At 56.9% G+C, this 26945-nt stretch carries 26 protein-coding genes and 1 tRNA gene; 14 read left to right on the forward strand and 13 right to left on the reverse strand.

The features are described from left to right. Window positions 1-11: 11 nt before the first annotated feature. A complete protein-coding gene (locus GOW31_RS16635) occupies window positions 12-1520 on the reverse strand; it encodes a PAS-domain containing protein (RefSeq protein WP_171171558.1) in 1509 nt (502 codons plus the stop codon). A 66-nt stretch (window positions 1521-1586) separates the two neighbouring features. After that, window positions 1587-2984 carry a sensor histidine kinase RegB gene (regB, locus tag GOW31_RS16640; RefSeq protein ID WP_171171561.1) on the reverse strand — a complete coding sequence of 466 codons (1398 nt, stop codon included), beginning with the start codon at window positions 2982-2984 and terminating at the stop codon, window positions 1587-1589. Between the two features lie 90 nt (window positions 2985-3074). Here regB and GOW31_RS16645 point away from each other — a divergent pair, with 90 nt between their 5' ends. The 3 genes from GOW31_RS16645 to GOW31_RS16655 all read left to right on the forward strand — a co-directional run bounded on the left by GOW31_RS16645 (window position 3075) and on the right by GOW31_RS16655 (window position 4809). Beyond that, the gene (locus GOW31_RS16645) at window positions 3075-3701 is read left to right on the forward strand and encodes an SCO family protein (RefSeq protein WP_171171563.1); all 627 of its coding nucleotides are present in this window, start codon (window positions 3075-3077) and stop codon (window positions 3699-3701) included. Window positions 3702-3781: 80 nt separating this feature from the next. After that, window positions 3782-4336, forward strand: a complete 555-nt coding sequence (locus GOW31_RS16650; RefSeq protein ID WP_152459641.1) for an ActR/PrrA/RegA family redox response regulator transcription factor — start codon at window positions 3782-3784, stop codon at window positions 4334-4336. A 101-nt stretch (window positions 4337-4437) separates the two neighbouring features. Then, complete coding sequence (locus tag GOW31_RS16655) at window positions 4438-4809, forward strand: VOC family protein (protein ID WP_171171565.1); 372 nt, start codon at window positions 4438-4440, stop codon at window positions 4807-4809. Window positions 4810-4887: 78 nt separating this feature from the next. Here the strand turns inward: GOW31_RS16655 and GOW31_RS16660 are convergent, their stop codons facing one another. Together GOW31_RS16660 and GOW31_RS16665 are read right to left on the reverse strand one after the other, a co-directional pair. After that, window positions 4888-5601 carry a GDSL-type esterase/lipase family protein gene (locus tag GOW31_RS16660; protein ID WP_171171567.1) on the reverse strand — a complete coding sequence of 238 codons (714 nt, stop codon included), beginning with the start codon at window positions 5599-5601 and terminating at the stop codon, window positions 4888-4890. 51 nt (window positions 5602-5652) lie between these two features. Then, window positions 5653-6246 (reverse strand): HD domain-containing protein, encoded by a 594-nt coding sequence (locus GOW31_RS16665; RefSeq protein ID WP_171171570.1) that lies wholly within the window; start codon window positions 6244-6246, stop codon window positions 5653-5655. A gap of 206 nt (window positions 6247-6452) precedes the next feature. Here GOW31_RS16665 and GOW31_RS16670 point away from each other — a divergent pair, with 206 nt between their 5' ends. The 4 genes from GOW31_RS16670 (at window position 6453) to GOW31_RS16685 (ending at window position 9504) form a co-directional block, all read left to right on the forward strand. Continuing rightward, entirely contained in the window at window positions 6453-6767 is a 315-nt protein-coding gene (locus tag GOW31_RS16670) for a hypothetical protein (RefSeq protein WP_171171572.1), read from the forward strand. 103 nt (window positions 6768-6870) lie between these two features. Further along, window positions 6871-8259 carry an adenosylhomocysteinase gene (gene ahcY, locus GOW31_RS16675; protein WP_171171574.1) on the forward strand — a complete coding sequence of 463 codons (1389 nt, stop codon included), beginning with the start codon at window positions 6871-6873 and terminating at the stop codon, window positions 8257-8259. Between the two features lie 13 nt (window positions 8260-8272). Continuing rightward, a complete protein-coding gene (locus GOW31_RS16680; protein WP_171171576.1) occupies window positions 8273-9022 on the forward strand; it encodes an extensin family protein in 750 nt (249 codons plus the stop codon). Window positions 9023-9162: 140 nt separating this feature from the next. Further along, entirely contained in the window at window positions 9163-9504 is a 342-nt protein-coding gene (locus tag GOW31_RS16685) for a DUF2853 family protein (RefSeq protein ID WP_171171577.1), read from the forward strand. 218 nt (window positions 9505-9722) lie between these two features. Here the strand turns inward: GOW31_RS16685 and GOW31_RS16690 are convergent, their stop codons facing one another. The 5 genes from GOW31_RS16690 to tsaD all read right to left on the reverse strand — a co-directional run bounded on the left by GOW31_RS16690 (window position 9723) and on the right by tsaD (window position 13947). Next, complete coding sequence (locus tag GOW31_RS16690; protein ID WP_171171580.1) at window positions 9723-11036, reverse strand: hypothetical protein; 1314 nt, start codon at window positions 11034-11036, stop codon at window positions 9723-9725. Window positions 11037-11197: 161 nt separating this feature from the next. After that, window positions 11198-11620 (reverse strand): EVE domain-containing protein, encoded by a 423-nt coding sequence (locus tag GOW31_RS16695; protein ID WP_152459650.1) that lies wholly within the window; start codon window positions 11618-11620, stop codon window positions 11198-11200. Beyond that, on the reverse strand, window positions 11620-11889 hold the full coding sequence (locus tag GOW31_RS16700) for a YciI family protein (RefSeq protein WP_171116638.1): 270 nt from the start codon (window positions 11887-11889) through the stop codon (window positions 11620-11622). The genes GOW31_RS16695 and GOW31_RS16700 overlap by 1 nt, the downstream gene beginning before the upstream one ends. A gap of 1 nt (window position 11890) precedes the next feature. Beyond that, window positions 11891-12853, reverse strand: coding sequence for an NAD(P)H-dependent glycerol-3-phosphate dehydrogenase (locus GOW31_RS16705; protein WP_171116636.1), 963 nt, complete (start codon window positions 12851-12853; stop codon window positions 11891-11893). Next, complete coding sequence (gene tsaD, locus GOW31_RS16710; RefSeq protein WP_171171647.1) at window positions 12850-13947, reverse strand: tRNA (adenosine(37)-N6)-threonylcarbamoyltransferase complex transferase subunit TsaD; 1098 nt, start codon at window positions 13945-13947, stop codon at window positions 12850-12852. Before tsaD ends, GOW31_RS16705 begins: the two co-directional genes overlap by 4 nt. Window positions 13948-14045: 98 nt before the next feature. Between tsaD and GOW31_RS16715 the strand changes: the two genes are divergently transcribed. Genes GOW31_RS16715 through GOW31_RS16725 form a run of 3 tightly spaced genes read left to right on the forward strand, consistent with a single transcriptional unit; the run spans window position 14046 to window position 17556 of the window. Continuing rightward, on the forward strand, window positions 14046-14759 hold the full coding sequence (locus tag GOW31_RS16715) for a uroporphyrinogen-III synthase (RefSeq protein WP_171171583.1): 714 nt from the start codon (window positions 14046-14048) through the stop codon (window positions 14757-14759). 54 nt (window positions 14760-14813) lie between these two features. Further along, a complete protein-coding gene (locus tag GOW31_RS16720; RefSeq protein WP_171171584.1) occupies window positions 14814-16052 on the forward strand; it encodes a COG4223 family protein in 1239 nt (412 codons plus the stop codon). A gap of 10 nt (window positions 16053-16062) precedes the next feature. Further along, window positions 16063-17556 (forward strand): heme biosynthesis protein HemY, encoded by a 1494-nt coding sequence (locus GOW31_RS16725; protein ID WP_171171586.1) that lies wholly within the window; start codon window positions 16063-16065, stop codon window positions 17554-17556. Window positions 17557-17901: 345 nt separating this feature from the next. Here GOW31_RS16725 and GOW31_RS16730 read toward each other — a convergent pair whose 3' ends face one another. Continuing rightward, window positions 17902-18480, reverse strand: coding sequence for a TetR/AcrR family transcriptional regulator (locus GOW31_RS16730; RefSeq protein ID WP_371813782.1), 579 nt, complete (start codon window positions 18478-18480; stop codon window positions 17902-17904). Between the two features lie 89 nt (window positions 18481-18569). Here GOW31_RS16730 and GOW31_RS16735 point away from each other — a divergent pair, with 89 nt between their 5' ends. Further along, window positions 18570-19043 carry a cupin domain-containing protein gene (locus GOW31_RS16735; protein WP_254441744.1) on the forward strand — a complete coding sequence of 158 codons (474 nt, stop codon included), beginning with the start codon at window positions 18570-18572 and terminating at the stop codon, window positions 19041-19043. 260 nt (window positions 19044-19303) lie between these two features. Here the strand turns inward: GOW31_RS16735 and GOW31_RS16740 are convergent, their stop codons facing one another. Then, on the reverse strand, window positions 19304-19945 hold the full coding sequence (locus tag GOW31_RS16740; RefSeq protein ID WP_171171593.1) for a TetR/AcrR family transcriptional regulator: 642 nt from the start codon (window positions 19943-19945) through the stop codon (window positions 19304-19306). An 87-nt stretch (window positions 19946-20032) separates the two neighbouring features. Here GOW31_RS16740 and GOW31_RS16745 point away from each other — a divergent pair, with 87 nt between their 5' ends. Further along, the gene (locus tag GOW31_RS16745) at window positions 20033-21193 is read left to right on the forward strand and encodes an efflux RND transporter periplasmic adaptor subunit (protein ID WP_171171595.1); all 1161 of its coding nucleotides are present in this window, start codon (window positions 20033-20035) and stop codon (window positions 21191-21193) included. A gap of 12 nt (window positions 21194-21205) precedes the next feature. Continuing rightward, the gene (locus GOW31_RS16750; RefSeq protein WP_171171597.1) at window positions 21206-24349 is read left to right on the forward strand and encodes an efflux RND transporter permease subunit; all 3144 of its coding nucleotides are present in this window, start codon (window positions 21206-21208) and stop codon (window positions 24347-24349) included. Window positions 24350-24867: 518 nt separating this feature from the next. Here GOW31_RS16750 and GOW31_RS16755 read toward each other — a convergent pair. Beyond that, window positions 24868-24954, reverse strand: a tRNA-Leu gene (locus GOW31_RS16755). A gap of 201 nt (window positions 24955-25155) precedes the next feature. On the opposite strand from GOW31_RS16755, the gene GOW31_RS16760 reads away from it, so the two are divergent. Next, complete coding sequence (locus GOW31_RS16760) at window positions 25156-26139, forward strand: complex I NDUFA9 subunit family protein (protein ID WP_171171599.1); 984 nt, start codon at window positions 25156-25158, stop codon at window positions 26137-26139. On the opposite strand, the gene GOW31_RS16765 is transcribed toward GOW31_RS16760, so the two are convergent. Next, on the reverse strand, window positions 26140-26943 hold the full coding sequence (locus GOW31_RS16765; RefSeq protein WP_171171601.1) for an undecaprenyl-diphosphate phosphatase: 804 nt from the start codon (window positions 26941-26943) through the stop codon (window positions 26140-26142). Window positions 26944-26945: the final 2 nt, after the last annotated feature.

Here is a 26945-nt window from a genome sequence, read left to right on the forward strand (position 1 = left end):
TGCAACCCGGTTCAGGCGCTGATCTGTTCTATCGCGGTGGATTTTGAGGGTAATTCGGATTGCGTAAACCGCACGATTGTCGCGCCGTTATGAACCGGTGTGACGGTGCAATCCACGGTTATGCCGGTTCTCATCTGGATTTCAGCTGTCCATTCGGCGCGGTTTTCCCGCATTTCGATAAAATCCCGCACCTCACCCAAAACCGGCGTCGCAATACAGAGGTCTTGCCAGCGTCGCGTGACGTCGGTGACCGTTTCGCTTTGGAACCCGACTTCGTGCGCGTCTCCCCACAGCTTCTGATACGCATAGTTGGTGAAGGCCAGCGTACCGTCATCCGCAAAGACGGCAATCGCGTCCGCCAGTTTGTCCAGGATGGACTGCATCAGATCCATTTCTGATCGAAAGCGCCGCGTCAGGGTGATTTCGGCGGTGATATCCTCGAATAGAAACGCCACTGCGCCGTCCGGGTGAGGGCGGCCGCTGACGGAATAGACCGATCCGGATGGCAGCGACCACGTCTCGTGATAGTTTCCATCTTCAGCCGCTTCGAGAAGGTCGTTCATCTGACGCCGCCAGCTGCGGTAATTCTTCGGTTCGGGCATCATGTGTTGATCCCGCAAGCGGTCGAAGAAACTGCTCAGGCTGGGGCGGCAACTGAGGAAATCGGGCGGCAACGTGGTCAGGTCGATCAGGGCCGGGTTGAACAGGGCCAGTTGCCGATTGCGGTCAAAAATGGCGAGACCAATGGACAATTGGGCAAAGGTCTTGGTCATGGTCTGCACGAATTTGCGCTGGGCGGTTTCCGCTTCGACAATCGCGTTGACGTCAACGGCATAGCATAGATGACCGTTCTCGTGTTCAATCCGAGTCAAATCGAACCAAAGCTTGCGATCAGTATCTGCCACATCCACCGACACGCGGGTTTTTCCGGTAGGTCTTGTGGCATCCTCCGGGCTTTCAAAAAGCGGCGCAGTCAGATCGGCGTCCTGATCACGTGCCTTTTGAACAAGTGCGACATAGGCGGCATTGCACCATTGCACCCGATTGTCGTTATCCGCCAACCATACCGGGTAAGGGGCCAGATCCATTGCCAGACGAGTCGGTTCGCCTGGGGTAACCGATCCGGCCGAGGTGGTCCTGGCGGATTCGCAAAGTCGAACGCGGACGATACCGTCGATCCACTCACACACGACTTCTCGTTCGATCGTGCAGTCAATGGCCGATACCAGGATTTTGCCCTGATCGCGCACTTTGTCGGGAGTTTCGGGAAAGGTGGGGAAATCCCTTTGCAACAAGCGCCGCAGGTCCAGCCAGTTTTCAATATGCTCAAACCCGGCCAGTGCGAAATCAGAATGGCTGATCAGTTGGTCGCCATCGAACAGGAATACGGCGTCAAACAGCGAGGTGTTCGAAAACAGACCAAAAGCCTTGTCGCGCTGAGCCCGGCGTGGCAACAGCCACAGAACGGCGAAACAGCACGAAACAAGACTGATCGCGGCCAGAATAATCCAATCGGCCATCAAATTCCCCAAGCCTGAACGATACAAGCACAGACTATGCGTGGGATTGGTTAATGGTGTCTTAATTCACACCTGGATGCGCGTGTTGGATCCCGACGGGACCGGGGTGTCACCTTTCTGCGCATCAATCAGTTTGCGTGGCCAGGTCACTTTGACGATTGCCCCGCGCCGTTCAGGATTGTCGGTCAGATGCTGGTAGGGGTCCGAGCCATTGGCGAATTCCAGTTCGGCGCCGCTGCGTTCCAGCAGGGTTTTGGCGATGAACAATCCCAGGCCCATCCCTTCGTACTCCGGGCGTGCTTTCTGATCGGATTCCGCCCGTCTGCGGCGCATAAAGGGATCGCCGATGCGTCCGATCATGTGGGGCGGATATCCCCGCCCGTCATCCATGATGCTGACGGTGATCCTGCTGTCGGTCCATTCGGCCTCGACCCAGACATTTGCGCGGGCGAAATCCACGGCATTCTGAATCAGGTTGCGCAAACCGTGAATGATCTCGGGTTTGCGCAGGATCGAGGGCTGCTGAACATCCCCGTCCTGCGCGGGGCCTTCAGAGAAATGAACCTCTTTGCCGCGACCGACATGTGGTTCGGCCGCTTCGTTCACCACTGTCGAAAGCGGCGCCTGCCGCAGGTGCAGATCATCTTTGCCCGCCCGTCCCATGTCGCGCAGAATGTCACGGCAACGGTCTGCCTGCTCGCGGATCAAAGCAGCGTCTTCTTTCAGGTCCGGGCGGTCGTCCAGTTCTTCGATCAGTTCTGCGCTGGTCAGTTTTATCGTCGCCAGAGGCGTGCCCAGTTCATGCGCGGCAGCGGCAACGACGCCCCCAAGATCGGTCAGTTTCTGTTCGCGCGCCAGCGCCATATGCGTGGCGGCCAGCGCTTCGGACATGGATTGGACTTCGGAACTGACGCGGTGGGAATAGGCGCCGATGAAGACAATGGCGATGATGATCGCGGCCCAGTTTCCAAACAGAAGGATATCGGGGATATCCAGAACAAGCCCGAGACTTGTCCGCAACGGAAGGTGAAATTCCGCCAGCACAGTTGTCAGAACGATTGCGACGGCGCCGACAATCAGGGTCGATCGTGTGCTCATGACATTGGCTGAAATCGTGACCGGGCCCAGCAGAAGCAGCGCAAACGGATTGTTCAGCCCGCCGGTCAAATAGAGCAGAATTGACAATTGCAGCAGGTCGAACAGAACCATCAGGAAGTTTTCAAACTCGGTCAGGCGCTTGTTTTGCGGAAACAGCAATATGGCAGTCAGGTTGCCCATGACCGAGATTCCGATGGCCAGGTAACACAGGCCCAGTTCCAGCTGCACGTCATAGTATCGCTGGGCCACCGTGATTGCGGTGAGCTGGCCGATGATGGCCACCCATCGCAAAAGAATCAGGGTTCGCAGACGAATCCAGCTGCTGCGTTCCTGGCCGCGCCAAAAAGTCTGATTGGATTCTGCCATCGGTCGCTTATGTCCTGTTGCATCGGCTGGTCATCTTGATAGGTGTCCCGGCCGGAACGATCAACAACCCCTTGAGACCGGATAATCGAAATGACCCGCCTTCTCGCAATTCTCGCAACTGTTGTTCTGGCTATCGGACTTGGGGCCATGTGGGTTCTGACGCGGGGCGGCGGGTCCGATGACAAATTCGCGCAATGCCGGTCCAGCCAGATTGCTGGGGGTGCCGCCGCAATTGGTGGACCATTTGAACTGGTGAACGGCAAAGGCGAGACGGTTACGGACAAAGATGTGATTACCGAACCGACGCTGGTTTACTTCGGATATACGTTCTGCCCGGATGTTTGCCCGTTCGACATGTCCCGCAACGCCGACGCTGTCGATATTCTGGCCGAACGCGGGCTGTCGGTGACACCTTTGTTCATCTCGATTGACCCGGATCGCGATACGCCCGAAGTCATGGCCGACTATGCTTTCAATCTCGGGGACAAGACGATCGCCCTGACCGGCTCGCCCGAACAGGTCAAGGCGGCCAGCAAGGCCTACAAGACCTATTACAAGGCGCATGACAAGGGCGATGAATTCTATCTGGTTGACCATTCCACCTTTACCTATCTGGTTACACCCGAAGATGGATTTCTGGAGTTCTTCAAGCGCGAAGACACGGCCGAACAGATGGCGGACAAGGTTGAATGCTTCCTGAAGCAGGCCGCGTCGTAACAAGGTTGTTTGACCTTTGTTCCCGCGCTGCTATTACTCATGTTCGAGCCAAAGGCATGAAATAGCGAAAGACCTAACATATGGCAGACACTTCTCAGCTTGACATCGGCCCTGACAAATCCCTGCTTTTGGTTGATGATGACGAGCCGTTTCTGAGACGTTTGGCCAAGGCCATGGAAAAGCGTGGCTTCGAGGTTGAGACCGCAGGATCCGTCGCGGCAGGGCGCGCGATATCCACCGCCCGACCCCCGGCTTATGCCGTCGTCGATCTGCGGCTGGAGGATGGCAACGGATTGGACGTTGTCGAGGTATTGCGGGAAAAACGCCCTGACAGCCGTGTCGTTGTTCTGACCGGATATGGTGCGATCGCGACCGCCGTCGCGGCTGTCAAGATCGGCGCGACCGACTATCTGTCAAAGCCAGCCGATGCCACCGACATCACGAACGCATTGCTGGCAAAGGGTGACGAGATGCCCCCGCCGCCGGAAAACCCCATGAGCGCGGACCGTGTGCGCTGGGAACATATCCAGCGCGTTTATGAGCTGTGTGACCGGAATGTTTCGGAAACCGCGCGACGGTTGAATATGCATCGGCGGACGTTGCAGCGGATACTGGCGAAACGCAGCCCTCGTTAGGTCGGTCGGCCGCTCGATGACGGTTTAGTGACTTGTAACCTTGGACCCTGTCGAGGACTGTTCGCCGCATCTGGAATCTTTTGTCAGAACAGGACCACTTTATGATCGGATATGTAACCGTTGGCGTTTCGGACATGGAGCGCGCCAAGGACTTCTATACCAAACTTTTCGCGGACAAGGGCGCAAAAGTGGTTATAGACGCAGGCCGGATCGCGTTCATCGGCAACAAACCCGACGCGCCGATGCTGGCTGTGTGCGAGCCCTACGACGGTGATGTCTGTGCCGCCGGAAATGGTAACATGGTCGCCTTTGCAGCCGACTCTAAGGATGAGGTAAAGGAACTTTATGACAAGGCAATCAGCCTGGGTGCAGTGGACGAAGGCGAACCTGGTCAACGCGTCCCCGACAGGTTCTATGGTGCCTATGTGCGTGACCCGGATGGCAACAAACTGTGCTTCTACGTCTTTGGCTGAAACTGCGTGAACACAAACCCTGCCCAAGTTTCAGACAGGTCTGCGGGCAGCGGTGCTGACCGTGCCCATTCAGTGTCTTTAGGGTAAGCAGGAAATTTCTGCGCAGAGCTGCCGCGCCAGCTGACGATATCCGATTGCGTTGGGATGCAACCCGTCCGATGTCCAGTCGGCGGTGTTCTCGGCGAACCCGTCCGGCGGGGTCAGAAACGTGCAGTTCGCCATATCCTGACAGGCCTGTTGTGCAGCCGAATTGAAGGCCGTTCGAAACGCCTCTTGTTCCGCGGTCCAGTTTGCACCGGTGACGGGCAACACAGCACGCCAGATCAACCTGTCAGCAGGCATGAACAGGGCCTTCAACTGTGCGACATACTCTGCAATCTTCTCTGGCGGTGTGACCGTCAGAGCGTCATTGACCCCGATTCCCAGATACCATGTCGGAACATGGGCAATCAGTTCCGGTTTTGCCCGTGCGATCAGGCCCGGGGTGGTGTCGCGGCTGATCCCAAGATTCAGCGAGTTGGGCAGGATGTTGCTGGTCAACCACCCTTCGATAATGGAATCGCCGATGAAAGCGATCTGAATATCCGGTGAGGCGAGCGCCTGAGAAGTCGGCCGCTCGTGCAGCCAGACCATGAGCTTGTAGTGATCGGTTTCCGTGACCGGGACATGTGTGCCCGAGATTTTTCTGAGCGCCTTCGAGACATACCCGGTTTCGACCAACGCTGCCGCAAGACCAACAGTCAGCACGACATTGACGACAAGCAAAACTCGGGTTCCGGTCTTTTTTTTCATCTTTCTTCCACCCGTTCCCCCGTACCACTCACCGCATTCGGAAAGCGCCTCTCAGACCTGTGCAATCAACTCTGCGTGCCGCGCCGTAAAGGCGTGCCGCACCTCGACCGGGGGGCGCAGCCTGATCTGTAAACCCGCCACGATCCCCCTGTCCGGGCGGCCAAAGAATTTCGTGGCTTCGGCCTCGGAAAACCCGGCAATCTGTGTCGCCTCCATCCAGGCGCTGATCTTGTCGGCCTTCTTGATCTGGCGCTTCACCGTTTTTGGGACCTCAGCCGGTAGTCCAAACCGTATATGGATTGCTGCCGCCAGCCGGTCGTCCAACGCGCCGTAGTCTGGGCCGACGGCGGACTTCACGGGCGAGATCATATCGCCGATCACATATTCGGGCGCGTCATGTAACAGGGCCGCCAAACGCCATTTCATGGGTGCTTTGGGGGCAATACGGCCAAAAATCTCTTCAACCAGCAGGGAATGTTCGGCCACGGAATAAGCGAAATCGCCGTTTGTCTGACCGTTCCAACGAGCGACAAAGGCAAGGCCGTGTGCGATGTCTTCAATCTCGATATCCACCGGTGTCGGGTCCAACAGGTCCAGCCTGCGACCCGACAGCATCCTTTGCCACGCTCTGGGTTGTGTTGCCATTCTGCCATGCCTTGTGAAGTTGGACACGTTCAATTCGCGTTTTTATGGTATGATGTACCTGTCTGGATCACACGCTGCCAACATTTTCTTGAGCGTTCGTGCTTTGAAACGGCGCGGTAAGATCCCGACATTGAAGACTGAGGGGGGTGCATTCTCCTCCCAGTGTGCCCCTCTCGAACTGAAACACGTATCGAAAGGAGCACTCTATGTTCAAACGTTTATTCGCAATCGCACTGACCTTCGGAATGGCCGCCACCGCGCCACCTGCCTTTGCCCAGAATTGTGCGGCACGGGATCACATCATATCCAAATTGCAGGAGAACTATGCCGAAGAATTGGCCTTTGGCGGCCTGCAAAAAACACGCGGCGCGCAATCGGTGATGGAGGTTTGGACCTCGAAAGAAACGGGAAGTTATACCGTTTTGGTAACCAATGCGAACGGTATCAGCTGTATTGTTGCCGTTGGCACCGATTTTTTTGAAGCGATTCCAAAGATCGAAATTGAAGGCACACCAAGCTGATATTGGCCATATCGTTTCCGACCACAGTCTTCAAAGTTGCCACCTGCCCCAAGGAATGCTAGGGGCAGCGAGGACTGTGAATTACCGGAAAATGGAGCACCTGATGGCCGGGGACTATATCGTTAAAGACATTTCATTGGCTGGCTTTGGCCGCAAAGAGCTGGACATAGCCGAAACCGAGATGCCGGGCCTGATGTCCCTGCGCGCGGAATACGGCGACAGCAAGCCGTTGAAAGGGGCGCGCATCGTCGGGTCGTTGCACATGACCATCCAGACGGGCGTTCTGATCGAAACGCTGGTGGCGCTAGGCGCGGATGTGCGCTGGGCGTCGTGCAACATCTTCTCGACCCAGGACCACGCCGCCGCCGCGATTGCCGAGGCGGGTATTCCCGTCTTCGCCGTCAAGGGCCAGACACTGGAAGAGCACTGGGATTATCTGGACAAATCCTTCCTGTTCGAGGAAGGCCCGAACATGATCCTGGATGATGGCGGCGACGCAACGCTGTACATCCTGCTGGGCGCCCGTGCCGAAGCGGGTGAGGACATCATCCCTGTTCCGGGTTCGGAAGAGGAAGAGGTGATCAAGAAGCAGATCGCCAAGCGCATGGCGGCAAGCCCGGGCTGGTTCACCAAGATGCGGGATCAGATCAAGGGTGTTTCCGAGGAAACCACCACCGGTGTGAACCGCCTGTATCAGCTGGTCAAAGACGGCCACCTGCCGTTCCCGGCAATCAACGTGAATGACAGCGTCACCAAGTCGAAATTCGACAACAAATACGGTTGCAAGGAATCGCTGGTTGACGGTATCCGCCGCGCCACCGACACGATGATGGCCGGCAAGGTTGCCGTGGTCTGCGGTTACGGTGATGTGGGCAAAGGCTCGGCCGCGTCGTTGCGCGGTGCTGGTGCCCGTGTGAAAGTCACCGAAGTTGACCCGATCTGCGCGCTGCAAGCCGCGATGGACGGGTTCGAAGTGACCCTGCTGGAAGACGAAGTCGCCACCGCGGATATCTTCATCACGACCACCGGCAACAAGGACGTGATCCGCATCGAGCATATGCGCGAGATGAAGGACATGGCCATCGTCGGCAACATCGGCCACTTCGACAACGAAATTCAGGTGGCCAGCCTGAAGAACCACAAATGGACCAACATCAAGGAACAGGTGGACATGATCGAGATGCCTTCGGGCAACCGCATCATCCTGCTGTCCGAAGGCCGTCTGCTGAACCTGGGCAACGCCACCGGGCACCCGTCCTTCGTGATGTCGGCCTCGTTCACCAACCAGGTTCTGGCCCAGATCGAGCTGTTCACCAAGGGTGGCCAGTACGAGAACAAGGTCTACATCCTGCCCAAGCATCTGGATGAGAAAGTGGCCCGCCTGCATCTGGATCGCATCGGCGTGAAGCTGACCCAGATGGATGCGGATCAGGCTGCTTACATCGGTGTCAAACCGGAAGGTCCGTACAAGCCGGAACACTACCGCTACTGATCGCCGTCTGGGTATGACGCAGAAATCTGGGCGCCGCCGGTATTTGTACCTGGCGGCGTCTTTCTTTTTCAGGCTGGCGGTTGTTGTGATCCTTTTGGGCGGTGGTGTCTGGTGGGTGTTGGCGCATCCCGAAACGCCGATACCGTCACACTGGAACCCGTTGCGTGATCTGAAGGTAACCGCCCCGATCACACCCGTCACCAAGCTCCAACTGAACCGCGCACTGGCCAGCGAAGCACAGTGCAGGGCCGCTCTGGAAGGCGCGGGTGTTAGGTTTGAGGCGATGGCGGACCTGGTTGTCGATCAGAACTGCGGCATCGCTGGTCGGGGTCGTCTGACCAAATTGGTGACATCAGGGATCGAGGATGTTGAAACCAGTTGTGCCACGGCGTTGCGCCTGACCATGTGGGAACATCACGTCGTACAGCCCGCCGCACGCGATCTGCTTGGGGCCAACGTTTCCCGATTGCGCCACATCGGCAGTTACAATTGCCGCCCCATGCGCACCGCGCAGGGTGAAAACGGTGGGTGGAGCAGCCATGCCCGCGCGGATTCGATAGATATCGTCGGTGTGGATACCGTTGACGGTCGGACGCTGACCTTGTTGTCAAACTGGCAAGGCTCGGGACCGGAAGGCGCCTTTTTTCGACGGATCTGGCGCGGGGCCTGCGGTTGGTTTCGCGTGGTTCTTGGGCCCGATTTCAATCGTTTGCACGCGGATCATTTCCACTTGCAAGGCCCGGGGTGGGGCTATTGCGGCTAGGCTTTTCAGCAAGAAACGTGCAGGCTACGACCAAGGGGGAGAAATCGCAAATTTTTTTCCTTTTGGAAAAGCCTGCGACGCGGCTAGTCTTTCGATCATCGGTAAAAGGTGCCGGGTAAACGGATCAAGGAGACTAGGATATGGGCAAGCGCGACGAGCTGATCGCCAAATACGCAGAAGACCTGAAAACCAAATGCGGGATGGACCCCGATATGGACCTGCTGACCAAGGTCACCATCGGTTGTGGTCCGGCGATCTATGACGCAGATGCGGCAACTGTCGCGGCCAGCCAGGACTCGGAACTAGAAACCGTCAAGAACAACTTCCTGATCAAAAAACTGGGTCTGGCAGATGGCCCCGAGCTGATGGAAGGGATCAACAAAGCCATGGAAACCTATGGCATGTCCGAGCGCAACAAGTACCGTGCCGTTGTCTATTATATTTTGACCAAGCATTTCGGAAAAGAATCCGTTTACAGCTGACCCGGTCGAAATTTACCAAGCGCCCGCCGAGATTCTGGCGGGCGTACTTAATTTGAGTTTCAATTTAAAGACTTGGCATTTGAAACCAAGGGTGCGGCTGGGCTAAGTTCAACCTGTGACCAGGACGGTCAGAACCAGATATTTCCATACGCGTGTGGTGAGTAGGGAGCACGCGGGGGTAGGGAAGGTTCTGTATCGTCAGAGCCTTCCCTCGTTTCTTATCTGAGTTCGCCAAGAATACGCGCAATGAAATTGTCGAATTCCGTGGGCCTCGGGTCCGAATTCCTGGATGACGCGCCACCGCTGCCTGCCAGATAGACTTCTATCCGCCCCGGACGGGTCTTGCTGCCCGAATTCGTGAAATCCCTCAATATTCCGTCAAGAGCATCAGCTGCCAGCGCCGCGTTTTCAGCGTCGCTTGGATGGTAGAAACGAACCTGTGTTTCTCTGACCCGAAAACCCACGCGGTCTGTTGATACAACAGTCGCGCGGCCCTGTGTAAGCAGTTCCAAAGCCCGGCTGCTGGCGTCTTGCGACACTCTCAACGGAACAAAAAGCGAGACTTCCAGATCAATGGGGGATTGTGCGGGCGAAAGCGGTTTAACCTCTGCATAAGACGGGGCTGCAGAAAAAGTGATCTCTTGCAGAACAGGGTCCAAAACCATCAAGGACGTCTGCGAAAAGCTGTCTTTGTTCGACCGGTTGGTGTGGCGCCACGGAGGTTCGGCAGAAGCTGGAAACAGGGTTTGAATATCCGCAGAAGAAGCGGTGGCCAAGATGGGTTCAAGCTGTGGCGGAATGAATATGGCTGGCGGGGACAAAGACACGGCCGGTTCCGCTTCTGGGGTTGGGGGTCGTGGTTCCACCCTGTCTTGGTCATCCGCAGCCGAAATGTCTTCGGCAGGAACGGGTGGCGTCACGAGCGCTTCAACCGAGACGCTCTGGTCGAGAGGTGCGCCTGTGATCGCATCCTCGACCTCTTCGATGATTGCCGGGTTGGAAACGGGTGCGACTTCGGAAGACGCTGAATCGGCGGGGTCCTCGGCTGCTTGTGTGTCTCGTGGGGCCGGTGACTCAGCGATTCTGACGGTGGGGGCTCTGTCTGAAAGCAGCTCCTCGATTTCAGGAAGAGTTTCCGTCGCCGCATCCAGGCTGGCTGGGGGCGTTCCACCGGTAGAGCGCCAAGTTCCGGCAATATGTGTGACCGCCCATTGCAGGAACGCGCCGCAAACCAAGGCGGCCAGAACAATACCTGCTCTAACCAAAGGTTTTTTCTTGGTTTTTGTTTCTTCCAAATGCAAAGAACGGACCCGGTCTGATACGATCTCTTCGATTTTGGTTTCGTCTGGCCGGGGCAGGTGCTCTGTCTCGGAAGGTTTCAGGGTGGGTTTTTCCTGCGCTTCACCCTGCGCTCCGCTGAGCACTCTGGCACGCTTTTCACGCGCCTCCTTCAGGCGCGCTTCCCAGTTTTTTGAATTTTTCGCAGCAACGGCGTCTTCGAATATCCCATTGCCGCCTTCGTCGTCAGACATGGGTTTTTGCTTTCAAGAAAGACCGATCTTTATTCGAACACCACCAAGCAATTTCAATCGCGGAAAAACGCGACCGACATGTTCTCACCCGGCAAAGCCCAAGGAAAGATAGCATCTTGCCAGGGGTTTGAGAAGTTCTGCGCCCGGTGCCACTGTCCCGTTCAGTCAGGCTGGGTTTCACCCAGCATGCAAATCACCCGCCATTCATCCTCGGTCACGGGTTGCACCGACAAACGAGAGTTCTTCACCAGCACCATGTTGGCCAGACGTTCGTCCGCCTTGATCTGGTCCAGCGTTACGGGTTTGGAAAAGGGCCGCACGGCCTTGATGTCCACACACTCCCATCGTTCGTCATCGGTTGTGCTGTCGGGATGGGCCTCGGCACAGACCTCGACAATGCCAACAACGGACTTGTCCTTTTGCGAATGGTAGAAGAACCCCCGGTCCCCAACCTTCATCTGACGCATGAAATTGCGCGCCTGATAATTGCGCACACCGTCCCATTCCTCGCCCGCGTCGCCCTTTGCGACTTGCTGATCCCAACTCCAGGTCGACGGTTCCGACTTGAACAACCAATAGGCCATCAACCGATCACCTTTTTCCACGGGATCAGCTCAACCGATTGGAACAATCCTGCCTTTGCGTAAGGGTCGCCATCGGCCCACGATTGTGCGGCGGCCAGGTCCTCCACATCGAGAATTATCAATGAGCCGATCATGGCGTCACCGTTCAGCAACGGTCCGGCCTGTGACACGACGCCGGTTTCTTCGATATAGGCAAGGTGGGCCGAGCGGTTGTCCAATCGGGTTTGCAACGCGTCTGGTTTGTCACGAGCGATGAGGGCGATCAGCATGTTATTCCTCCTTGAGGGGTCGATTTAGCAGGTTTTGAATGGCCTCGGTGACACTGTAGGCGCCATGGCTCAGGTCCGCCACCGTGGCGCTGATGGGCATATCCAGCCCTTCCTTGGCGGCAATGTCCGACATGGCACGAGCGGTGGCGACGCCTTCGACCGTTGTTTGGCTGTCAAAGGGCTGATTCAGACCCAAACTCAGGCCAAAACGATAGTTTCGGGACAGTTCGGAAGAGCAGGTCAGCACAAGATCCCCCAACCCGGACAAGCCCATCAGGGTGTCGGGGCGCGCGCCGCGCATCGCGGCAAAGCGCTGCATCTCGGCAAACCCGCGGGTCATCAAGGCCGCCCGGGCGCTGTCTCCCAGACCTGCGCCGATGGCGGCACCGCAGCCAATGGCCATGACATTCTTCAGCGCGCCGCCAAGTTCGGCGCCGATCGTGTCTGTGGTGCGGTAAAGGCGCAGGTTCGCCGTCGTCAGTTCGGCCTGAAGCGCCTTGCCAAGTTCCGTATCCTCGCAAGCCAGCGTCAGAGCGGTGGGCAGGCCATGTGCAATGTCATCTGCAAAACTGGGCCCGGTCAGCAGCGCGACGCGGGCATCCGGGATGCTCTCTTTGATGACCGCGACAGGTCCAAGCCCCGAGGTCAGTTCAATTCCCTTGCAGCAGGCCACCAGAGTCTTGCCGCGCAGGGCCGGTGCGTGATCTTGCAAAGCGCTGCGCAATTTCTGCATTGGCACGGCCAACAAAAGCGTGGCAGCCCTGAGCGCCTTGGCGATATCCCCAGTCACATTGATGTCCCCGGGCAAGGTTATGTTGGGCAGTCGGGTTGCATTTTCGCGCGTCTCGCGCATCTGCTGCGCCCGATCGGCGTTTCTTGACCACAGTGTCACTGGCCCGTTGCCTGCCAGCGAGATAGCCAGAGCAGTGCCAAACGCACCGGAACCCAGGACGGATACGCTCATGCCTTGGCCCCTTTCTTGCCACCGCCCAGCATGGCCGGGCTGTGCTGATCCAGAGGCCAGCGAGGGCGGGCGGTCAGGTCCAGCCCATCCCGCGCGCCGGCACGAAAGCGTTCCAGGCCAGCATAGGCAATCATCGCCGCATTGTCCGTGCACAACGCCAACGGGGGGGCGGTAAATTGGGTATTTTTTTCAGCACAAACAGACTCTAATGCGGACCGAATGGCCGAGTTCGCGGCAACCCCTCCGGCAACGGCAATCACGGGTTCAGACGGAGAGGTTTCCAGATACAAATCAATCGCACGCCGGGTCTTTTCGGCCAATGTGTCCACAATAGCCTGCTGGAATCCGGCGCACAGATCTGCGCGGTCCTGGCGCGTCAAGCCACCCTTTTCATTCACGATCTGGTCGCGCATCCGCATCAAGGCCGTTTTCAATCCCGAAAAGGACAGATCGCAACCGGGCCGGTCCAGAAGCGGCCTGGGAAATCGAAAGCGTTTGGGATCACCGGTGCGCGCCTCAACTTCGACGGAAGGGCCACCAGGTTGCGGCAGGCCCAGAAGGCGGGCGGTTTTGTCGAAGGCCTCGCCCGGCGCATCGTCGATGGTGCCGCCAAGGCGGGTAAAATGTTCGGGCCCGTGGGCGATCAGGAACTGGCAGTGGCCGCCAGACACCAGAAGCATCAGGTAGGGGAAGGTAATGTTGTCCGTCAGTCGTGGTGTCAACGCGTGACCGGCAAGGTGATTGACACCCACCAGCGGCAGACCGGTTGCCGCGCTGATCCCCTTGGCGCACATGACGCCCGACATGACCCCTCCGATCAGACCCGGCCCCGCGGTGACCGCAACGGCGTCCACGTCTTTCAGTGAAAGACCAGCGGTGTCCAGCGCTTGCAGAACGCAGACATCCAGCTTTTCCGCATGCGCCCGGGCCGCGATCTCGGGCACGACGCCACCAAAAGGGCTGTGCAGTTCGGTTTGGCCATGTACCACGGATGACAGGATTTCGGCCTTGGCGCCCGTCATTTGACGCACGATGGCCGCGGCGGTATCGTCGCAGCTGCTTTCCAATCCCAGTACGGTAAGTGTTTGCACCATCACCCTGATCCGTTGCATCATGATCTAACGGCGGGGTATCACCCTGCGCGGATGCAAACAATCCTGAAGGGCCAAGGGGCCGCACGTTGTATTTGTTGATGACCCGCCCGCGCGCTGCCTCTGAACGGTTCGTCGCGCAGCTGCCGACCCGCACCAAATCTCGGGTTCAGGTCATCTATTCTCCGATCATGGAAATCCGGCCGTTGCCGGTAGAGGTTGAGACCGAGGGTGTGCAGGGACTGATTTTCACGTCGGCCAATGCGGTGAATGCGGCAGCCCTGAAAGGTGTGGACCGCAACCTGCCCGCTTTCTGCGTCGGACCGACTACGACCAGCACAGCGAAGGGTTGCGGCTGGCAGGCCGAAATGGTCGGGGCCACGGCGGAAGAACTGGTGGGACATCTGCTTAAGCGGAGGCCCAAAAGCCCGTTGTTGCATTTGAGGGGTGAGAACACGCGCGGCAATGTTGCCGGTCGACTGACCGAATCCGGCCTGACCGTGGGGGAACTGCCAGTCTACCAGCAATTGCTGTTGCCGCTAACATCCGAAGTGACCCGGGTGGCAGATCTGGATTCGCCGGTAATCGCACCGATTTTTTCGCCAAGAACGGCGCGACATTTTGCCGATATTTGGACCGGATCCGCGCCTTTGTGGTTGGCCGCAATCAGCCAGGCCACGGCGGATCCCCTTTATTCATTGGACTATGCACGCCTGAAGATCGCAAAGAAGCCGACACCAAAGAAAATGCGTAAGGCTGTCAAAAAGCTTGTGAAACATGCGTTGCGGGTTGAGGGCGGCGCGGTCCCCGATTAACTTGAGTGGGGCTGTTATTCATCTGAATTTGGATTCGATAAGGGGAATATTGCGGTGGCTGGTAAGAAAAAGTCCGAAGAAAAGCCGGTGGAAACCCCCAAGGCAGATGACGTCGTCGAACCCGAACTGCAACAGGAAGATACACCTGTTGACCCGACTGAGACCGTAGAAGAAGAACTTTCCGAAGCCGAAGCCGAAGCCGAAGCCGAAGCCGAAGCCGAAGCCGAAGCCGAAGCCGAAGCCGAAGCCGAAGCCGAAGCCGAAGCGTCGATTGAAGATATTGCACCGGCCGAAGAAAGAGTGGTCGAGCGTGTCGTTGAGAAGCGTGGCGGATTTGTTCCCGCTTTGCTGGGCGGTGCCATCGCTGCCGCCGTCGGGTTTGCGCTGGGCAATGGCGGGCTGTTGTCAACTGGCTCGGACAGCTCGGATACCTTGGCGGCGTTGGAATCCAAACTGGCAGACCAGTCCGACCAGATTGCCAAGCTGTCTCAGGCGCTTGCAAACAGTCCGGATGATGCTGGTCTGACGGATCAGGTCAAAGCGCTGTCCGACAAATTGACACCCGTGGAAAGTGACCTGAGTGCGATCAAATCCACTGTGGATACGCTGTCAGGCCAGATCGGACCATTGTCAGACCGCATTGCGACGCTTGAGAAAACCCCGATCGAATCCAGCGTGTCGCCCGAATCCATGGCCGCGTTCGAAGCTGAGCTGAAGAAGCTTCAGGACTCGCTGGCCTCGCAACGGGCCGAGGTTGAAAAAATGGTTTCCGACGCTCAGGCGCTGGAGGCGAAAGCATCAGCCGATGCGCAGGCTGCGGCCAATGCCGCCGTTCTGTCGCGTTTGCATGGGCAATTGGATGCGGGTCAGCCCTATTCCGATCTGGTTGCAGAACTGAAAGCAGGCGGTGTGGATGTGCCGGATGCCCTGTCCGGGCCGGCTGAGAAGGGTGTTGAAACACTCTCTTCTCTGCGCGACAGTTTCGCGCCTGCGGCCCGAACCGCGCTGGCCCAAGCCCGTGAAGCCGACAAGGGCACCGGCCTGATCGCGTTCCTGCAACGTCAAACGGGCGCGCGCTCGGTCACGCCCCAGGAAGGGGATGGGCCAGATGCCATCCTGTCGCGGGCACAGGCTGCGCTGGCGGACGGAGACCTGGCCAAAACCTTGAGCGAACTGAAATCACTTCCCGAAGCGGCACAGGCTGCAATGTCCGATTGGGAACAGGCGGCCCAAACACGGGTCGCCGCCGTCGATGCGGCGAATACACTGGCTTCCAGCCTGAACTCGAACTGAAGGACCTGCCATGCTGTGGTCACTGTTTAAGATCCTCGTTTTTGTTGCGATTATCGGCCTGCTGGCGTTGGGCGGTCACTTCCTGATGCAAACCAGTGGCGGGGTTCAGATCACCGTCGCGGGCACGGAATTCACGCTGGGGCCGCTTCAGTCAGTGATCGCGCTGGCTGTATTGGTTTTTGCGGTCTGGCTGTTTTTCAAGTTGCTCAGCCTGCTGATCGCAACGCTGAAATTCCTGAACGGTGACGAAACGGCCCTGTCTCGGTATTTTGACCGCAATCGCCAGCAAAAGGGATACCAGGCGCTGGCTGATGGTCTGTTGGCGCTGGCCTCGGGCGAAGGGCGCGTGGCAATGACCAAAGCCAGCAAGGCCGAGAAACTACTGAACAAGCCCGAGCTTACAGACCTGCTGGTGGCACAGGCCGCCGAGATGACCGGGGATACGAAAAAGGCATCGGACACTTATAAAAAACTGGTGACCAACAGCGCCACCCGTTTCGTTGGCGTGCGCGGGATCATGAAGCAGAAGCTGGCCGAAGGTGATGATGAAACGGCCCGCAAACTGGCCGAGAAGGCCCTGGCGATCAAACCACGTCATGAAGAAACGCAGGACGTGCTGTTGAACCTTCAAACCAAGGCGCAGGATTGGGCCGGTGCACGTTCGACCCTGACGGCCAAGTTGAAGGCCGGGTATTTGCCGCGCGATGTCTTCAAACGGCGTGACGCGGTTTTGGCCTTGTCCGAAGCCAAGGGAATTCTGGACGAAGGTGCGACGGTCGAACAGCAGGAGCACGCGATTGAAGCCAATCGCCTGTCGCCTGATTTGGTGCCTGCCGCTGCCATGGCGGCCCGCGCGTATATCGCCAAAGGCAAACCCCGGGCCGCAACCAAGATTCTGAAAAAAGCATGGGAGGCGCAGCCCCATCCGGATCTGGCCCATGCCTTTGCCGACATCGTGCCGGATGAAACCCCTGACCAACGGATCAAGCGGTTCACCGCGCTGACCCGGATTCACCCCGAGAACATGGAAACGCGTCTGATACTGGCCGAACTGAACATCGTGGCCGAGGACTTCCCCGAAGCCCGCCGTGCGCTGGGTGATGTGGTCGAAACGCAGGGTGATGCGCGCGCCCATACGTTGATGGCCGCTATCGAACGGGGCGAAGGGGCCTCGGACGCCATTGTGCAAGGCTGGTTGGCCAAGGCGCTGAATGCGCCGCGTGGTCCGCAATGGGTGTGCACCAATTGCCATGATATCCAACCTGAATGGGGACCGGTCTGCCAGAACTGCGGCAGCTTCGACACGCTCAGCTGGCAGACACCACAAACACCCGAAATCGCAAGCGCGACCGGCGTACATATGTTGCCTTTGATCGTTGGTGCGCTCGAAGATCAATCCGAAGAGCCTGAAGTCATGGAGCCCGCGGACGAGGATGATGTGGTCGAAGTGACACCAGAGTCGGCAGAGGTGGCAGACGAAGCCGTGGTTCAAAAGCAGGCCTGAGCCCTGCAACGTCTGTTTTTGCCTGCTTACACTCATCGAGATTGATGCGACGCCGCGCTTTTTTTTGGTGAAGCCAAACCGGACGCCAGCGGTCCGAAGGGTCGTGCTTTTTCGTCTCTCTCAGCGGCTTGTCGACGCGTTGGCGGCCTGTTGCATTTACAGGCTGTGTTGGCCGCTTCCTCCGCAAAGCAGCCGTTCAAAAAAAGGCGCAGTTAACGTCCGAGATGCGGTCAAAACGGCCGTTCGCGTTCTTCGTCGCGAAGTACACAGTCAATGCAAAGCGGACGTTTAACTGGTGTCTATTTTCCAGCAGTTTTGGGATGAAGTCGGCATCTGAATTCTGTCTCAGTTTTTTGGTAAGTACCGATCCAACAGAGCATCGACCAACCCTTCCTGAAGTTGGTAACCGGTTGCTTCGTCCACTCGCAAAATGTCTTCCAGAATAATAAGTTGTTCCATGCCCGTCGTCATGGACAATCGCTTTGCCAGGTCGTCGATTTCCTTCGGCTTCATCAATGGCTGAACTGGTGCAAGTGCTTCCGAAAAAGCCGCCACTCTTCTGGCGCCACGCATTTTGACAGTTCCATCTTCAAGTGATGCCTTGAGTGATTCAGCCAGAAACTGCCGGAAGTGCGCCTCATGAACCCGAGAAAAATCCAGATAGTAGCGCGCAACGGCGTGTACGCGGCTCCTGACGTTATTCAGCCCCTCGAGAAGTTCTGAAGTTGGAGTAACTTCAAGATCGAGCGTCGCATCCAAAGCCAAGACACTTGGATCAGAAAAGTAACGATAGACCGTCGCACGACTGGTTTTGGCACGCTCAGCGACTTTTGCCAGCGTGACTTCTTTGCCTTCCGACATCAAGTCACGTGCAGCTGAAAGAAGTGCTTCTCGTGTTCGATTAATTTGATTTGTACGCGACACCAATACCAAGCCTTTTATGATACACTTGTCTCATTAATAGATATATGTATCATAAGGGCAGTGTGTTTCAAGTAAAGGGAGTTGAAGTAATGGCTGAACCTCGTCCGCGAATTTATCATCTTCTAGGAAACCTTCTAACCTTTCACGCCTTTCCCAGTGAGACCGGAGATCGTTGCACAATCGTTGAGATAAAGACGGCGCCGGGTGCCGGTGCGCCACCCAATCATCATGCTGGCGAAGACGAAAGCTTCTATGTGCTTGATGGTGATTTCGAGTTCTTTGTGAATGGTGAGACAATCAGCGCAAAAAGTGGTGACTTCGTCAAAGTTCCGGACGGCGCAGTGCACGCCTTTACGTGTACTGGGGAACGGCCTGGCCGGCTACTTTGCATAAACGCCCCTGGCGCGATGCATGACACTTTCTTTACTGAAGCTGGTGAAGCAATGCCTGATGGTACGACAGAAATTCCGGCGCCAGATGGACCGCCAGACATTCCGGCAATCATGGCCGTAGCAGACCGAGCGGGAATGACGATCTTGGTGCCTGCAGAAGTTCCCAGCTAACAAACGCGCCTATATAATTCCAGGTTGAGAAACGGAAGTATTGGACTGAAAACTCTGCTATAGACCCTATCTGGTAACACTAGCTCAATCCCAAGCCGGCATTCACGACGAGACCTTGCGATTGTGGATAGCGGACATTCGCTGCGCTGTCCAAAAATGTCTTCTATGTGAACCAGAGCAATCGTTTACGCGTAGGCGTGATAGCGGCTTAGATTGTCTGCTATCTGCGCTTGGTCAAGTTCGTTTTGGCGTGAGAACGCTCAATTCAGCATTCTTTCCGAAACGTCCTCAAGAAGGGTATGAAGATCGAAATCTTCGCCTTTCTCAGCAAGCCCTTTGTCATGCAGAATGAAGGACAGCCCGTGCACGAAACTCCACAACAAAAAACCACGGCGGCGAACTTCGTCTGTGATTCCCGGTTCACCGAGACACTTTGCTACCTCAGTCAAGAGAATCCCGAAACTTTGCTGGCCACCTTCCTCCAACCGGGGATCCGCGATGCGATCTGTGAAGCCGCCAAATTTCAGTCTGAAGATCCCAGGCTCATTTAACGCGAAGGCAACATACTCCATCCCGATGGCAGTAATGCGCTCGGGAGATCCTTCGGGAACGCCTTCCAGTGCGGCAAGCATTTTGTCTCGGTGCCGATCCATTCCTTCAAGGACAGTGGCGACCAACATTTCTGTCTTGTCTTTGAAGTGCTTGTAAGGTGCCGCGGTTGATACGCCCGCGCGTCTGCACGCCTCGGATACAGAAAAACTGTCCGGACCTTTTTCTTCAACCAACTGTCGGGTTGCTTCGATCAGTGCAGCGCGGAGATCGCCGTGATGATAGGCTTTCTTGCTCACCGATTGACCTGTCGCCTGGCTGATTGTTGAGTGACTTTTTTCTATGCTGGTCATGATCCAACATGTGCCAGATCACGTATCCCTTGTCAAAGTGAGAACTTCTAACATATGTTAGAGATGCTAACTTGATGAGGTCCGCAAATGCCAAGTCCCGCGAAATACTTTACTGAAGAGACCAAGCCGAGCCTCTTTTTGCGTGTTTTACGCGGTACCGTGCGTGTCGGGGTGACCGTTAGCTTCATAGGTGTTGCAGCGGCCGCAGTTTACTTCGGTGCATCGGAGCTGACGCGCAGAGCAGATGCTGTACCGGCGCCAGATGCCGCTGCTGTAACCCCGGTCTCCGCCACACCAATCACGTCCGAAAGCGCCTACACAGTCGACCGTGTGTTCATCGGTCAGGTCGAGCCTCAGCGTTCGGCAGATATCTCTTTCGAATTGAATGGGACGCTTGATCAAATTCTGGTGGATGAGGGTGACGAGGTTGCTAAGGGCCAACTTCTCGCAACGTTGGACGTGGCTCTGTTGGAAGTTGAACGCGACCGACTGACGGCATCTCGTGATGCCATTGCAGCCCAGCTTTCATTTGCCGAGAAAACGGTCGAGCGAAACGCGAAACTCATCGAACAAGGCTTTACCAGTCAAGCTCGCTTAGATGAGGCAGTTTCCCGACAAGATGAATTGTTGTCTAGAATTGGGGAACTGGATGCAGCGCTGCGGGACGTAACCGTTCGGATCGAGAAATCCAGCATTGAGGCTCCGTTTTCTGGTCAAATAACCGCGCGACACGTGGACGGCGGTGAAACTCTGCGCTCGGGCGAACTGGTTCTGGGTATGGTCGAGGTCGTGGCGCCGCAGGTTCGAATTGGTATCCCACTCGACGTTGACCCGGCGCTTCTGACAGATGTTGAAATCGAGATCGCTGGTCAAGGCTATCGGGCTAACCTTGCAACCTTGCGGCCCGACATTGATCCGGTAACCCGCACCAGAACCGCACTTTTCGATCTGAGGAACGCGCCGGACGTTGCCTTCGGGCAGACCGCTCGTGTGCATATAATTGATCCCGTACAGAGTGCGGGAACCTGGGTGCCCACGACATCCTTGAAAGAAGGTACGCGTGGGCAATGGACACTGCTGGTTGCTGACGCGCAGAAGATTGTGCGCCTCGCAACGGTCGAAGTTCTGCATGCTGAAGATGACCGTGTCTTTGTGCGTGGCACGTTTCCGGAAGGCACCGTCCTGATCGATCAGGGGCCGCAACGCGTAACCGTTGGTCAGCGCGTCGCCTTCGACACTGGCGAGTAACGGAGCGATCTGATGGAAACCCTTACCTTTCGCCACCCCCGGCTGGTTGCCCTCATCATTTTGGTGCTTGTATCTGCAGGTCTGTCTTCGTTCCTGTCGCTGGGACGGCAGGAAGACCCAACGATTACCAACCTCTTCGCAACTGTGACGACGCAGTTCCCGGGTGCAGACCCTGAACGGGTCGAAGCGTTGGTTACCGCAGAAATCGAAGAAGAGCTTCGGAAAATTGCCGAGGTGGATGAAATCAGCTCTGTATCCCGGTCGGGCGTATCGGTCGTTTCGGTAGAGTTGCTGGAGACGCTGGATGAAGCAACCATTGAGCAGGTTTGGGCCGAAGCTCGGGATGCCGTTGAAGATGCTCGACAGAACTTTCCGAGTGGAGTGTTGCCGCCGGAATTCGATGCCGAGGGTATTTCTGCCTATTCTGCTGTCATTGCCGTTGCGGCCGAGGATCCGGACTTCCCGTTAACTTTGCTGTCGCGGCATGCCGAAGCTCTGGGTGACAGGCTGCGCGCGATACCCTCTACGCGAGCCGTGGACTATTTCGGTCAGCCGGAAGAAGAAGTGCTCGTCAATGTCGATATGGACAAGGCCGCTGCGCTTGGGCTCAGCGCTGCCGAGATCTCCCAGCGGATTGCAGAAGCAGATGGGAAGGTTCAATCCGGGCGGTTGCAGTCCGATGTCGACCTGACAATAGGCATAAGCGGAGAAATTGAGACTTTGGACCGCATTCGAAGCATCGTCCTGCGAGAAAATGCAGACGGTGCCGTGGTGCAGCTCGGAGATATTGCCAGCGTAGACCGGGGCGCGCGCAAACCGCAGCCCTCAATCGCGTTTGCCAACGGAAAGCCCTCGGTTTTGATAGGAGTTCTGGCGCAGGACGGGGTACAGATCGACCGTTGGACGGGCTTTCTTCGGGATGAGCTTGAGGCCGGCGCCGCATCGGTACCTTTGGGCATGCAGGAAATACTGCTGTTTGATCAAAGCGAGTACACGACGGATCGTTTGTCAGAGGTTGGGATCAACATGGCCATTGGCGTGGCACTGGTCGTGGCAGTTTTGTTTGTTACGTTGGGGGTTCGGGCAGCTGGGATTGTGGCTTTGGTATTGCCGGTTGTCTCATTGGCAACTCTGGCGACGATGAACATGATTGGATTGCCAATTCATCAGATGTCCGTGACGGGCCTGATTGTTGCCCTTGGTCTGCTCGTTGACGCAGCCATCGTCATGACCGATGAAATTCGACGTCGTCTGCAGGATGGGATGGATCGGCTAGCAGCCGTACGGGATGCTGTTCGCAGGTTGGCCGCGCCACTGCTGGCATCGACCGTGACAACGGCGCTTGCCTTCACGCCGATGATCTTGCTGCCGGGACCTGCAGGCGACTTTGTCGGTGCCATCGCTATCGCCGTGGTGCTTATGCTTGTCTGGTCCCTTGTTGTGGCCTTGACGGTGACCCCGGCGATTGCGGGCTGGCTACTGTCGGACCGCCCCGACGCAGGAATGCTGAGCCGCGGCATCAGCATCCCGCCGCTTGCCCGAATGTTCGAGGCCTCAATTCGATTGTCAGTCGCTAATCCGGTGCGATCCATCGTGTTGGCATTGATCTTGCCCGTGCTTGGCTTTGCGGCCTTTCCAACGCTGACCGCGCAATTCTTCCCGGGCGTCGACCGCAACCAATTCTATATCGAAGCCGATATGCCGGGTGGAACGTCAATTGCCACCACCGAAGCAACCGCCCGCCAGATCGATGAAATGCTGCTGGCTGACGACGGCGTCAAAAGTGTCTACTGGACCGTCGGAGAGTCCGGCCCGGCATTCTACTACAACATCGTTGGCAACCGTTCGCGCGAGCCCGGTTTTGCACAGGCCATGATCACGACCAACACGGCCGACGATGCGGCCCGCCTTGTCGGAGCGTTGCAGAGCCGTCTGGATATCGACTTTCCTGACGCGCAGATCATCGTGCGCAATCTTGTTCAGGGTCCTCCGGTCGCCGCACCGGTTGAAGTCAAAATTCAGGGGCAGGACATCTCGGTATTACGTAATCTGGGCGACGAGGTGCGTTCAGTAATGGCCAATCTCGATCTGGTGACGCAGGCGCGTGCCAGTGTGAACGGCGGCAACCCTCAAATTCGGTTCGAGATTGATGAGGTCAAAGCCCGTTTGCTGGGGCTGGACGTGGCGGATATAGCGGGTCAGCTGGACACGGCGCTTGTTGGCATAACCGGTGGATCACTGATCGAAGGGACTGAGCAGTTGCCGGTGCGCGTTCGTTTGGGTGACGAGGTGCGATCAGATCTAAGCGCGATTGTCAGTATGCCCATTCTACTACCGAACGCTGCCGAAATATCCGCGACAGGAATTTTCCCTGCTGTGCCGTTGTCAGAACTAGCCAGACCCATAATCGAACCTGCAGAAAGCGTCATAACTCGAACGGATGGCGTGCGAGAAAACACCATACAGGCGTTTATCGTACCTGGTGTTTTACCCGAAGAGGCTTTGCAGGACATATTGGAAGCGCTTGATGCGTCCGGGTTTGTGTTGCCGCAAGGCTATTCGATGTCCTTAGGCGGCGACAGTGATGCCCGATCCAATACCGTGGGAAATTTGCTCGCCTCTGTCGGGTTGATCGTCACACTCTCCATCGCGACGATCGTTCTGACCTTCAACTCGTTCCGGCTGACCCTTGTGACCTTGGTCGTGTGCGTGTTGTCTGCAGGCCTTTCACTGCTGTCGCTGGCAGTCATGCAGTTCCCGTTCGGAATAACGGCAATCATCGGGGTCATCGGCTCAATAGGGGTTTCGATCAACGCGGCGATCATTATTTTGACCGGGTTACAACAAGACCGAGAGGCCAGCCAGGGAGATCACTCAGCCATGGCTCGCGTTGTGACTGGCTCCAGCCGTCACATTATTTCGACAACGGTCACGACCTTTGGTGGCTTCCTACCCCTGATCTTGGGTGGAGGTGCATTTTGGCCACCATTCGCCGTAGCAATCGCGGGCGGCGTTTTGTTGTCAACCGTTGTATCTTTCTACTTCACCTCTCCCGTGTTCGCTTTGGTGTATCGTAGAACATTCAACAAACAACGTCCGGCCAATAACCGCCATTCCGAACCACGTGAAGCCGTCGTCGCGCTTGTGGCAGAATGAGAATTGAGCCCAATTCTCCTTGTGAGTTGGTGTGGTTCAAAGCCGTCTTTGTTCGAAGTAAGAATCAAGTTCTGCTGTGGATCGCACGCCGGGTTTTGCAATGTCTGGCTTCTGCGCGTTGACGTCGTTAGCGCGGACTGCAGCACCTGATTACTTTGAGCACGGATCGGAAATTTGCTCGAATGAGATGCACGACTGCTTTGCGATATTTTTTTCGTCAATGACCCGCGTGCGCCGGTTGTGCGGAGGATACGACTCATAATCGATTTGGGCTATCCGTCTCGTTGTAGATTGCGCAGCCTTGGCTTTGATCATTAGGACCATAGGAACGGGCGGAACAACCATAACAAAACCTAACAACTCAGCTGCAGTCAGCGGACGAATCTGTCGAAGCTTGGAAGCTGCGCGATACCAACCAATACCTACAGGTCTATCAGCGAGAAATCGGGAGATAAATCAGGGGATATTTTGATGCCCGCAAAGAAAACTTTTGTGTTTCAACATCTTGCGGGGAGATATGGTGCCCAGGAGAGGACTCGAACCTCCACGTCCATACGGACACTAGCACCTGAAGCTAGCGCGTCTACCAATTCCGCCACCTGGGCAGGTGTCGTGGAGGGGCGTTTAAGCCTAGTCGCGGGGGGCGTCAACCAGATTCGGTGAGATTTTTTTAAGTTTTTTGAATTCGGTTCCCGGCCGGTGTTTTCCACGCATGGTTTTCAACGCCGTCGCGGCGAATTAGCGCCTTGTTTGACTGGCCTGCGGGCGCTAGTTCTAGGGCGCAATTTCTCAGCAGGAGCCCTCTCATGTCGAAACTGGTGACGATTTTTGGCGGATCGGGATTTGTCGGTCGCTACATCGCGCGGCGCATGGCGAAAGAGGGGTGGCGTGTCCGGGTGGCTGTACGTCGCCCGAACGAGGCCATGTTCGTCAAACCCTATGGTGCCGTGGGTCAGGTCGAACCGGTGCTGTGCAATATCCGGGATGATGCCTCGGTGGCGCTGGCGATGCAGAGCGCCGATGCGGTTGTGAACTGCGTGGGTGTGCTGAACGAGCTTGGCAAGAACGGGTTTGATACCGTGCAGGCCGAAGGAGCTGAACGCATCGCGCGTTTGGCGGCCGAGCAGGGCATCAAGCGGATGGTTCATATCTCGGCCATCGGTGCGGATGCGAATTCAGCCAGCGCGTATTCCCGGACCAAAGCACATGGTGAAGCGGGCGTGTTGAAACATATGCCAGATGCCGTGATCCTGCGTCCTTCGGTGATCTTTGGCACCGAAGACCAGTTCTTCAACCGTTTCGCCGGAATGACCCGCATGGGACCGTTCCTGCCTCTGGTCGGGGCCGAGACAAAATTCCAGCCGGTTTACGTAAACGATGTGGCGCAGGCTGCCGTCAAAGGCGTTCTGGGGCAGGCAGAGCCGGGTGTTTACGAGCTTGGCGGCCCCGAGGTTAAGACCTTTCGTGCCTTGATGCAGCAGATGCTTGAAGTGATTCACCGTCGCCGCGTCATCATCGGCCTGCCGTTCTTTGCCGCGCGGATTATGGCGGGTGTGCTGGATATCGTTAAATTTGTCAGCTTCCAGCTGTTCCCCAACAACATTCTGACGCGCGATCAGCTTAAGAACCTGCGTCACGACAATGTTGTCGCCGAGGGCGCAAAGTCTTTTACAGACCTTGGTATCGTGCCGACCACGCTGGAATCGGTACTGCCGGAATACCTGTGGAAATTCCGCCCCTCGGGTCAGTATGACGACATTCAGAACTCGGCCAAAAACCTGCGTATCTGATCAGCTGTAGGCCATGATCAAAAGTATCACGCCTAGAATGACGCGGTAGATGACGTAGGGTGTGAAGCTGACGCTGCGCAGAAGCCGCATCATCAGGCTGAGCGCCAGCAGGGCCGAAAGAAAGGCAAACAGCGCCGCAATGGCCCCATCCCGGGCCAGTTGCATATCGGCCCCGCGCACGGCATCCAATGCCAGCAGTGTGCCCGACGCCAGGATTGTCGGGATCGACATCAACATCGCGATCCGCGCGCCGTCTTCACGGGTATATCCCAATTGCCGCGCGCCGGTTATGGTTATCCCGGAACGGGACGTGCCTGGGATCAGGGCAAGAACCTGCCACAGACCCATGATGAGCGCGTCGCGTATTCCCCAATTTTCGGCCTCTTTGGTTTCAGGAGCCTTCTGATCCACCCAATACAACAGCAGACCGAATCCCAGCATTGTCCATCCGATGACCGTGATCGAACGCATGGCCTGACTCAACCCGGTGACATGCAGAATGAGGCCCGCGATCACGGTAGGAACAGTTGCAACGATCAGGCCCAGAGCAAGCCGGGCCTGCGGTGTATCCGCCCGTCCGGTCAATGCGCGCGGTAATCCGGCAAGGGCCTGTTTTACATCTGACCGGAAATACAGCACCACGGCGCCCAGGGTTCCCACATGCACCGCGACATCAATGGCTTGACCCTGGTCCTGCAACCCCGACAGGTTGGGCAGCAGGATCAGGTGACCAGATGAGGATATGGGCAAAAACTCAGTGATTCCCTGAATGATTGCTACGAGAATCAGGTGAAACAAACTCATCT

This window comes from Ruegeria sp. HKCCA0370 (assembly GCF_013033705.1).
In the GTDB taxonomy this organism is placed as follows: Bacteria; Pseudomonadota; Alphaproteobacteria; order Rhodobacterales; family Rhodobacteraceae; genus Ruegeria.

Coding starts and splice junctions, on each gene's coding strand:
- GOW31_RS16635 (WP_171171558.1), bottom strand. CDS start 1,520: ATGGCCGATTGGATTATTCTGGCCGCGATCAGTCTTGTTTCGTGCTGT.
- regB (WP_171171561.1), bottom strand. CDS start 2,984: ATGGCAGAATCCAATCAGACTTTTTGGCGCGGCCAGGAACGCAGCAGC.
- GOW31_RS16700 (WP_171116638.1), bottom strand. CDS start 11,889: ATGCTGATCGCCCTCATCGCTCGTGACAAACCAGACGCGTTGCAAACC.
- GOW31_RS16745 (WP_171171595.1), top strand. CDS start 20,033: ATGCCAAGTCCCGCGAAATACTTTACTGAAGAGACCAAGCCGAGCCTC.
- GOW31_RS16695 (WP_152459650.1), bottom strand. CDS start 11,620: ATGGCCTATTGGTTGTTCAAGTCGGAACCGTCGACCTGGAGTTGGGAT.
- GOW31_RS16660 (WP_171171567.1), bottom strand. CDS start 5,601: ATGAAAAAAAAGACCGGAACCCGAGTTTTGCTTGTCGTCAATGTCGTG.
- ahcY (WP_171171574.1), top strand. CDS start 6,871: ATGGCCGGGGACTATATCGTTAAAGACATTTCATTGGCTGGCTTTGGC.
- GOW31_RS16690 (WP_171171580.1), bottom strand. CDS start 11,036: ATGTCTGACGACGAAGGCGGCAATGGGATATTCGAAGACGCCGTTGCT.
- GOW31_RS16705 (WP_171116636.1), bottom strand. CDS start 12,853: ATGAGCGTATCCGTCCTGGGTTCCGGTGCGTTTGGCACTGCTCTGGCT.
- GOW31_RS16740 (WP_171171593.1), bottom strand. CDS start 19,945: ATGACCAGCATAGAAAAAAGTCACTCAACAATCAGCCAGGCGACAGGT.
- tsaD (WP_171171647.1), bottom strand. CDS start 13,947: ATGGTGCAAACACTTACCGTACTGGGATTGGAAAGCAGCTGCGACGAT.
- GOW31_RS16750 (WP_171171597.1), top strand. CDS start 21,206: ATGGAAACCCTTACCTTTCGCCACCCCCGGCTGGTTGCCCTCATCATT.
- GOW31_RS16680 (WP_171171576.1), top strand. CDS start 8,273: ATGACGCAGAAATCTGGGCGCCGCCGGTATTTGTACCTGGCGGCGTCT.
- GOW31_RS16670 (WP_171171572.1), top strand. CDS start 6,453: ATGTTCAAACGTTTATTCGCAATCGCACTGACCTTCGGAATGGCCGCC.
- GOW31_RS16665 (WP_171171570.1), bottom strand. CDS start 6,246: ATGGCAACACAACCCAGAGCGTGGCAAAGGATGCTGTCGGGTCGCAGG.
- GOW31_RS16650 (WP_152459641.1), top strand. CDS start 3,782: ATGGCAGACACTTCTCAGCTTGACATCGGCCCTGACAAATCCCTGCTT.
- GOW31_RS16760 (WP_171171599.1), top strand. CDS start 25,156: ATGTCGAAACTGGTGACGATTTTTGGCGGATCGGGATTTGTCGGTCGC.
- GOW31_RS16645 (WP_171171563.1), top strand. CDS start 3,075: ATGACCCGCCTTCTCGCAATTCTCGCAACTGTTGTTCTGGCTATCGGA.
- GOW31_RS16685 (WP_171171577.1), top strand. CDS start 9,163: ATGGGCAAGCGCGACGAGCTGATCGCCAAATACGCAGAAGACCTGAAA.
- GOW31_RS16725 (WP_171171586.1), top strand. CDS start 16,063: ATGCTGTGGTCACTGTTTAAGATCCTCGTTTTTGTTGCGATTATCGGC.
- GOW31_RS16765 (WP_171171601.1), bottom strand. CDS start 26,943: ATGAGTTTGTTTCACCTGATTCTCGTAGCAATCATTCAGGGAATCACT.
- GOW31_RS16735 (WP_254441744.1), top strand. CDS start 18,570: ATGGCTGAACCTCGTCCGCGAATTTATCATCTTCTAGGAAACCTTCTA.
- GOW31_RS16715 (WP_171171583.1), top strand. CDS start 14,046: ATGACCCGCCCGCGCGCTGCCTCTGAACGGTTCGTCGCGCAGCTGCCG.
- GOW31_RS16655 (WP_171171565.1), top strand. CDS start 4,438: ATGATCGGATATGTAACCGTTGGCGTTTCGGACATGGAGCGCGCCAAG.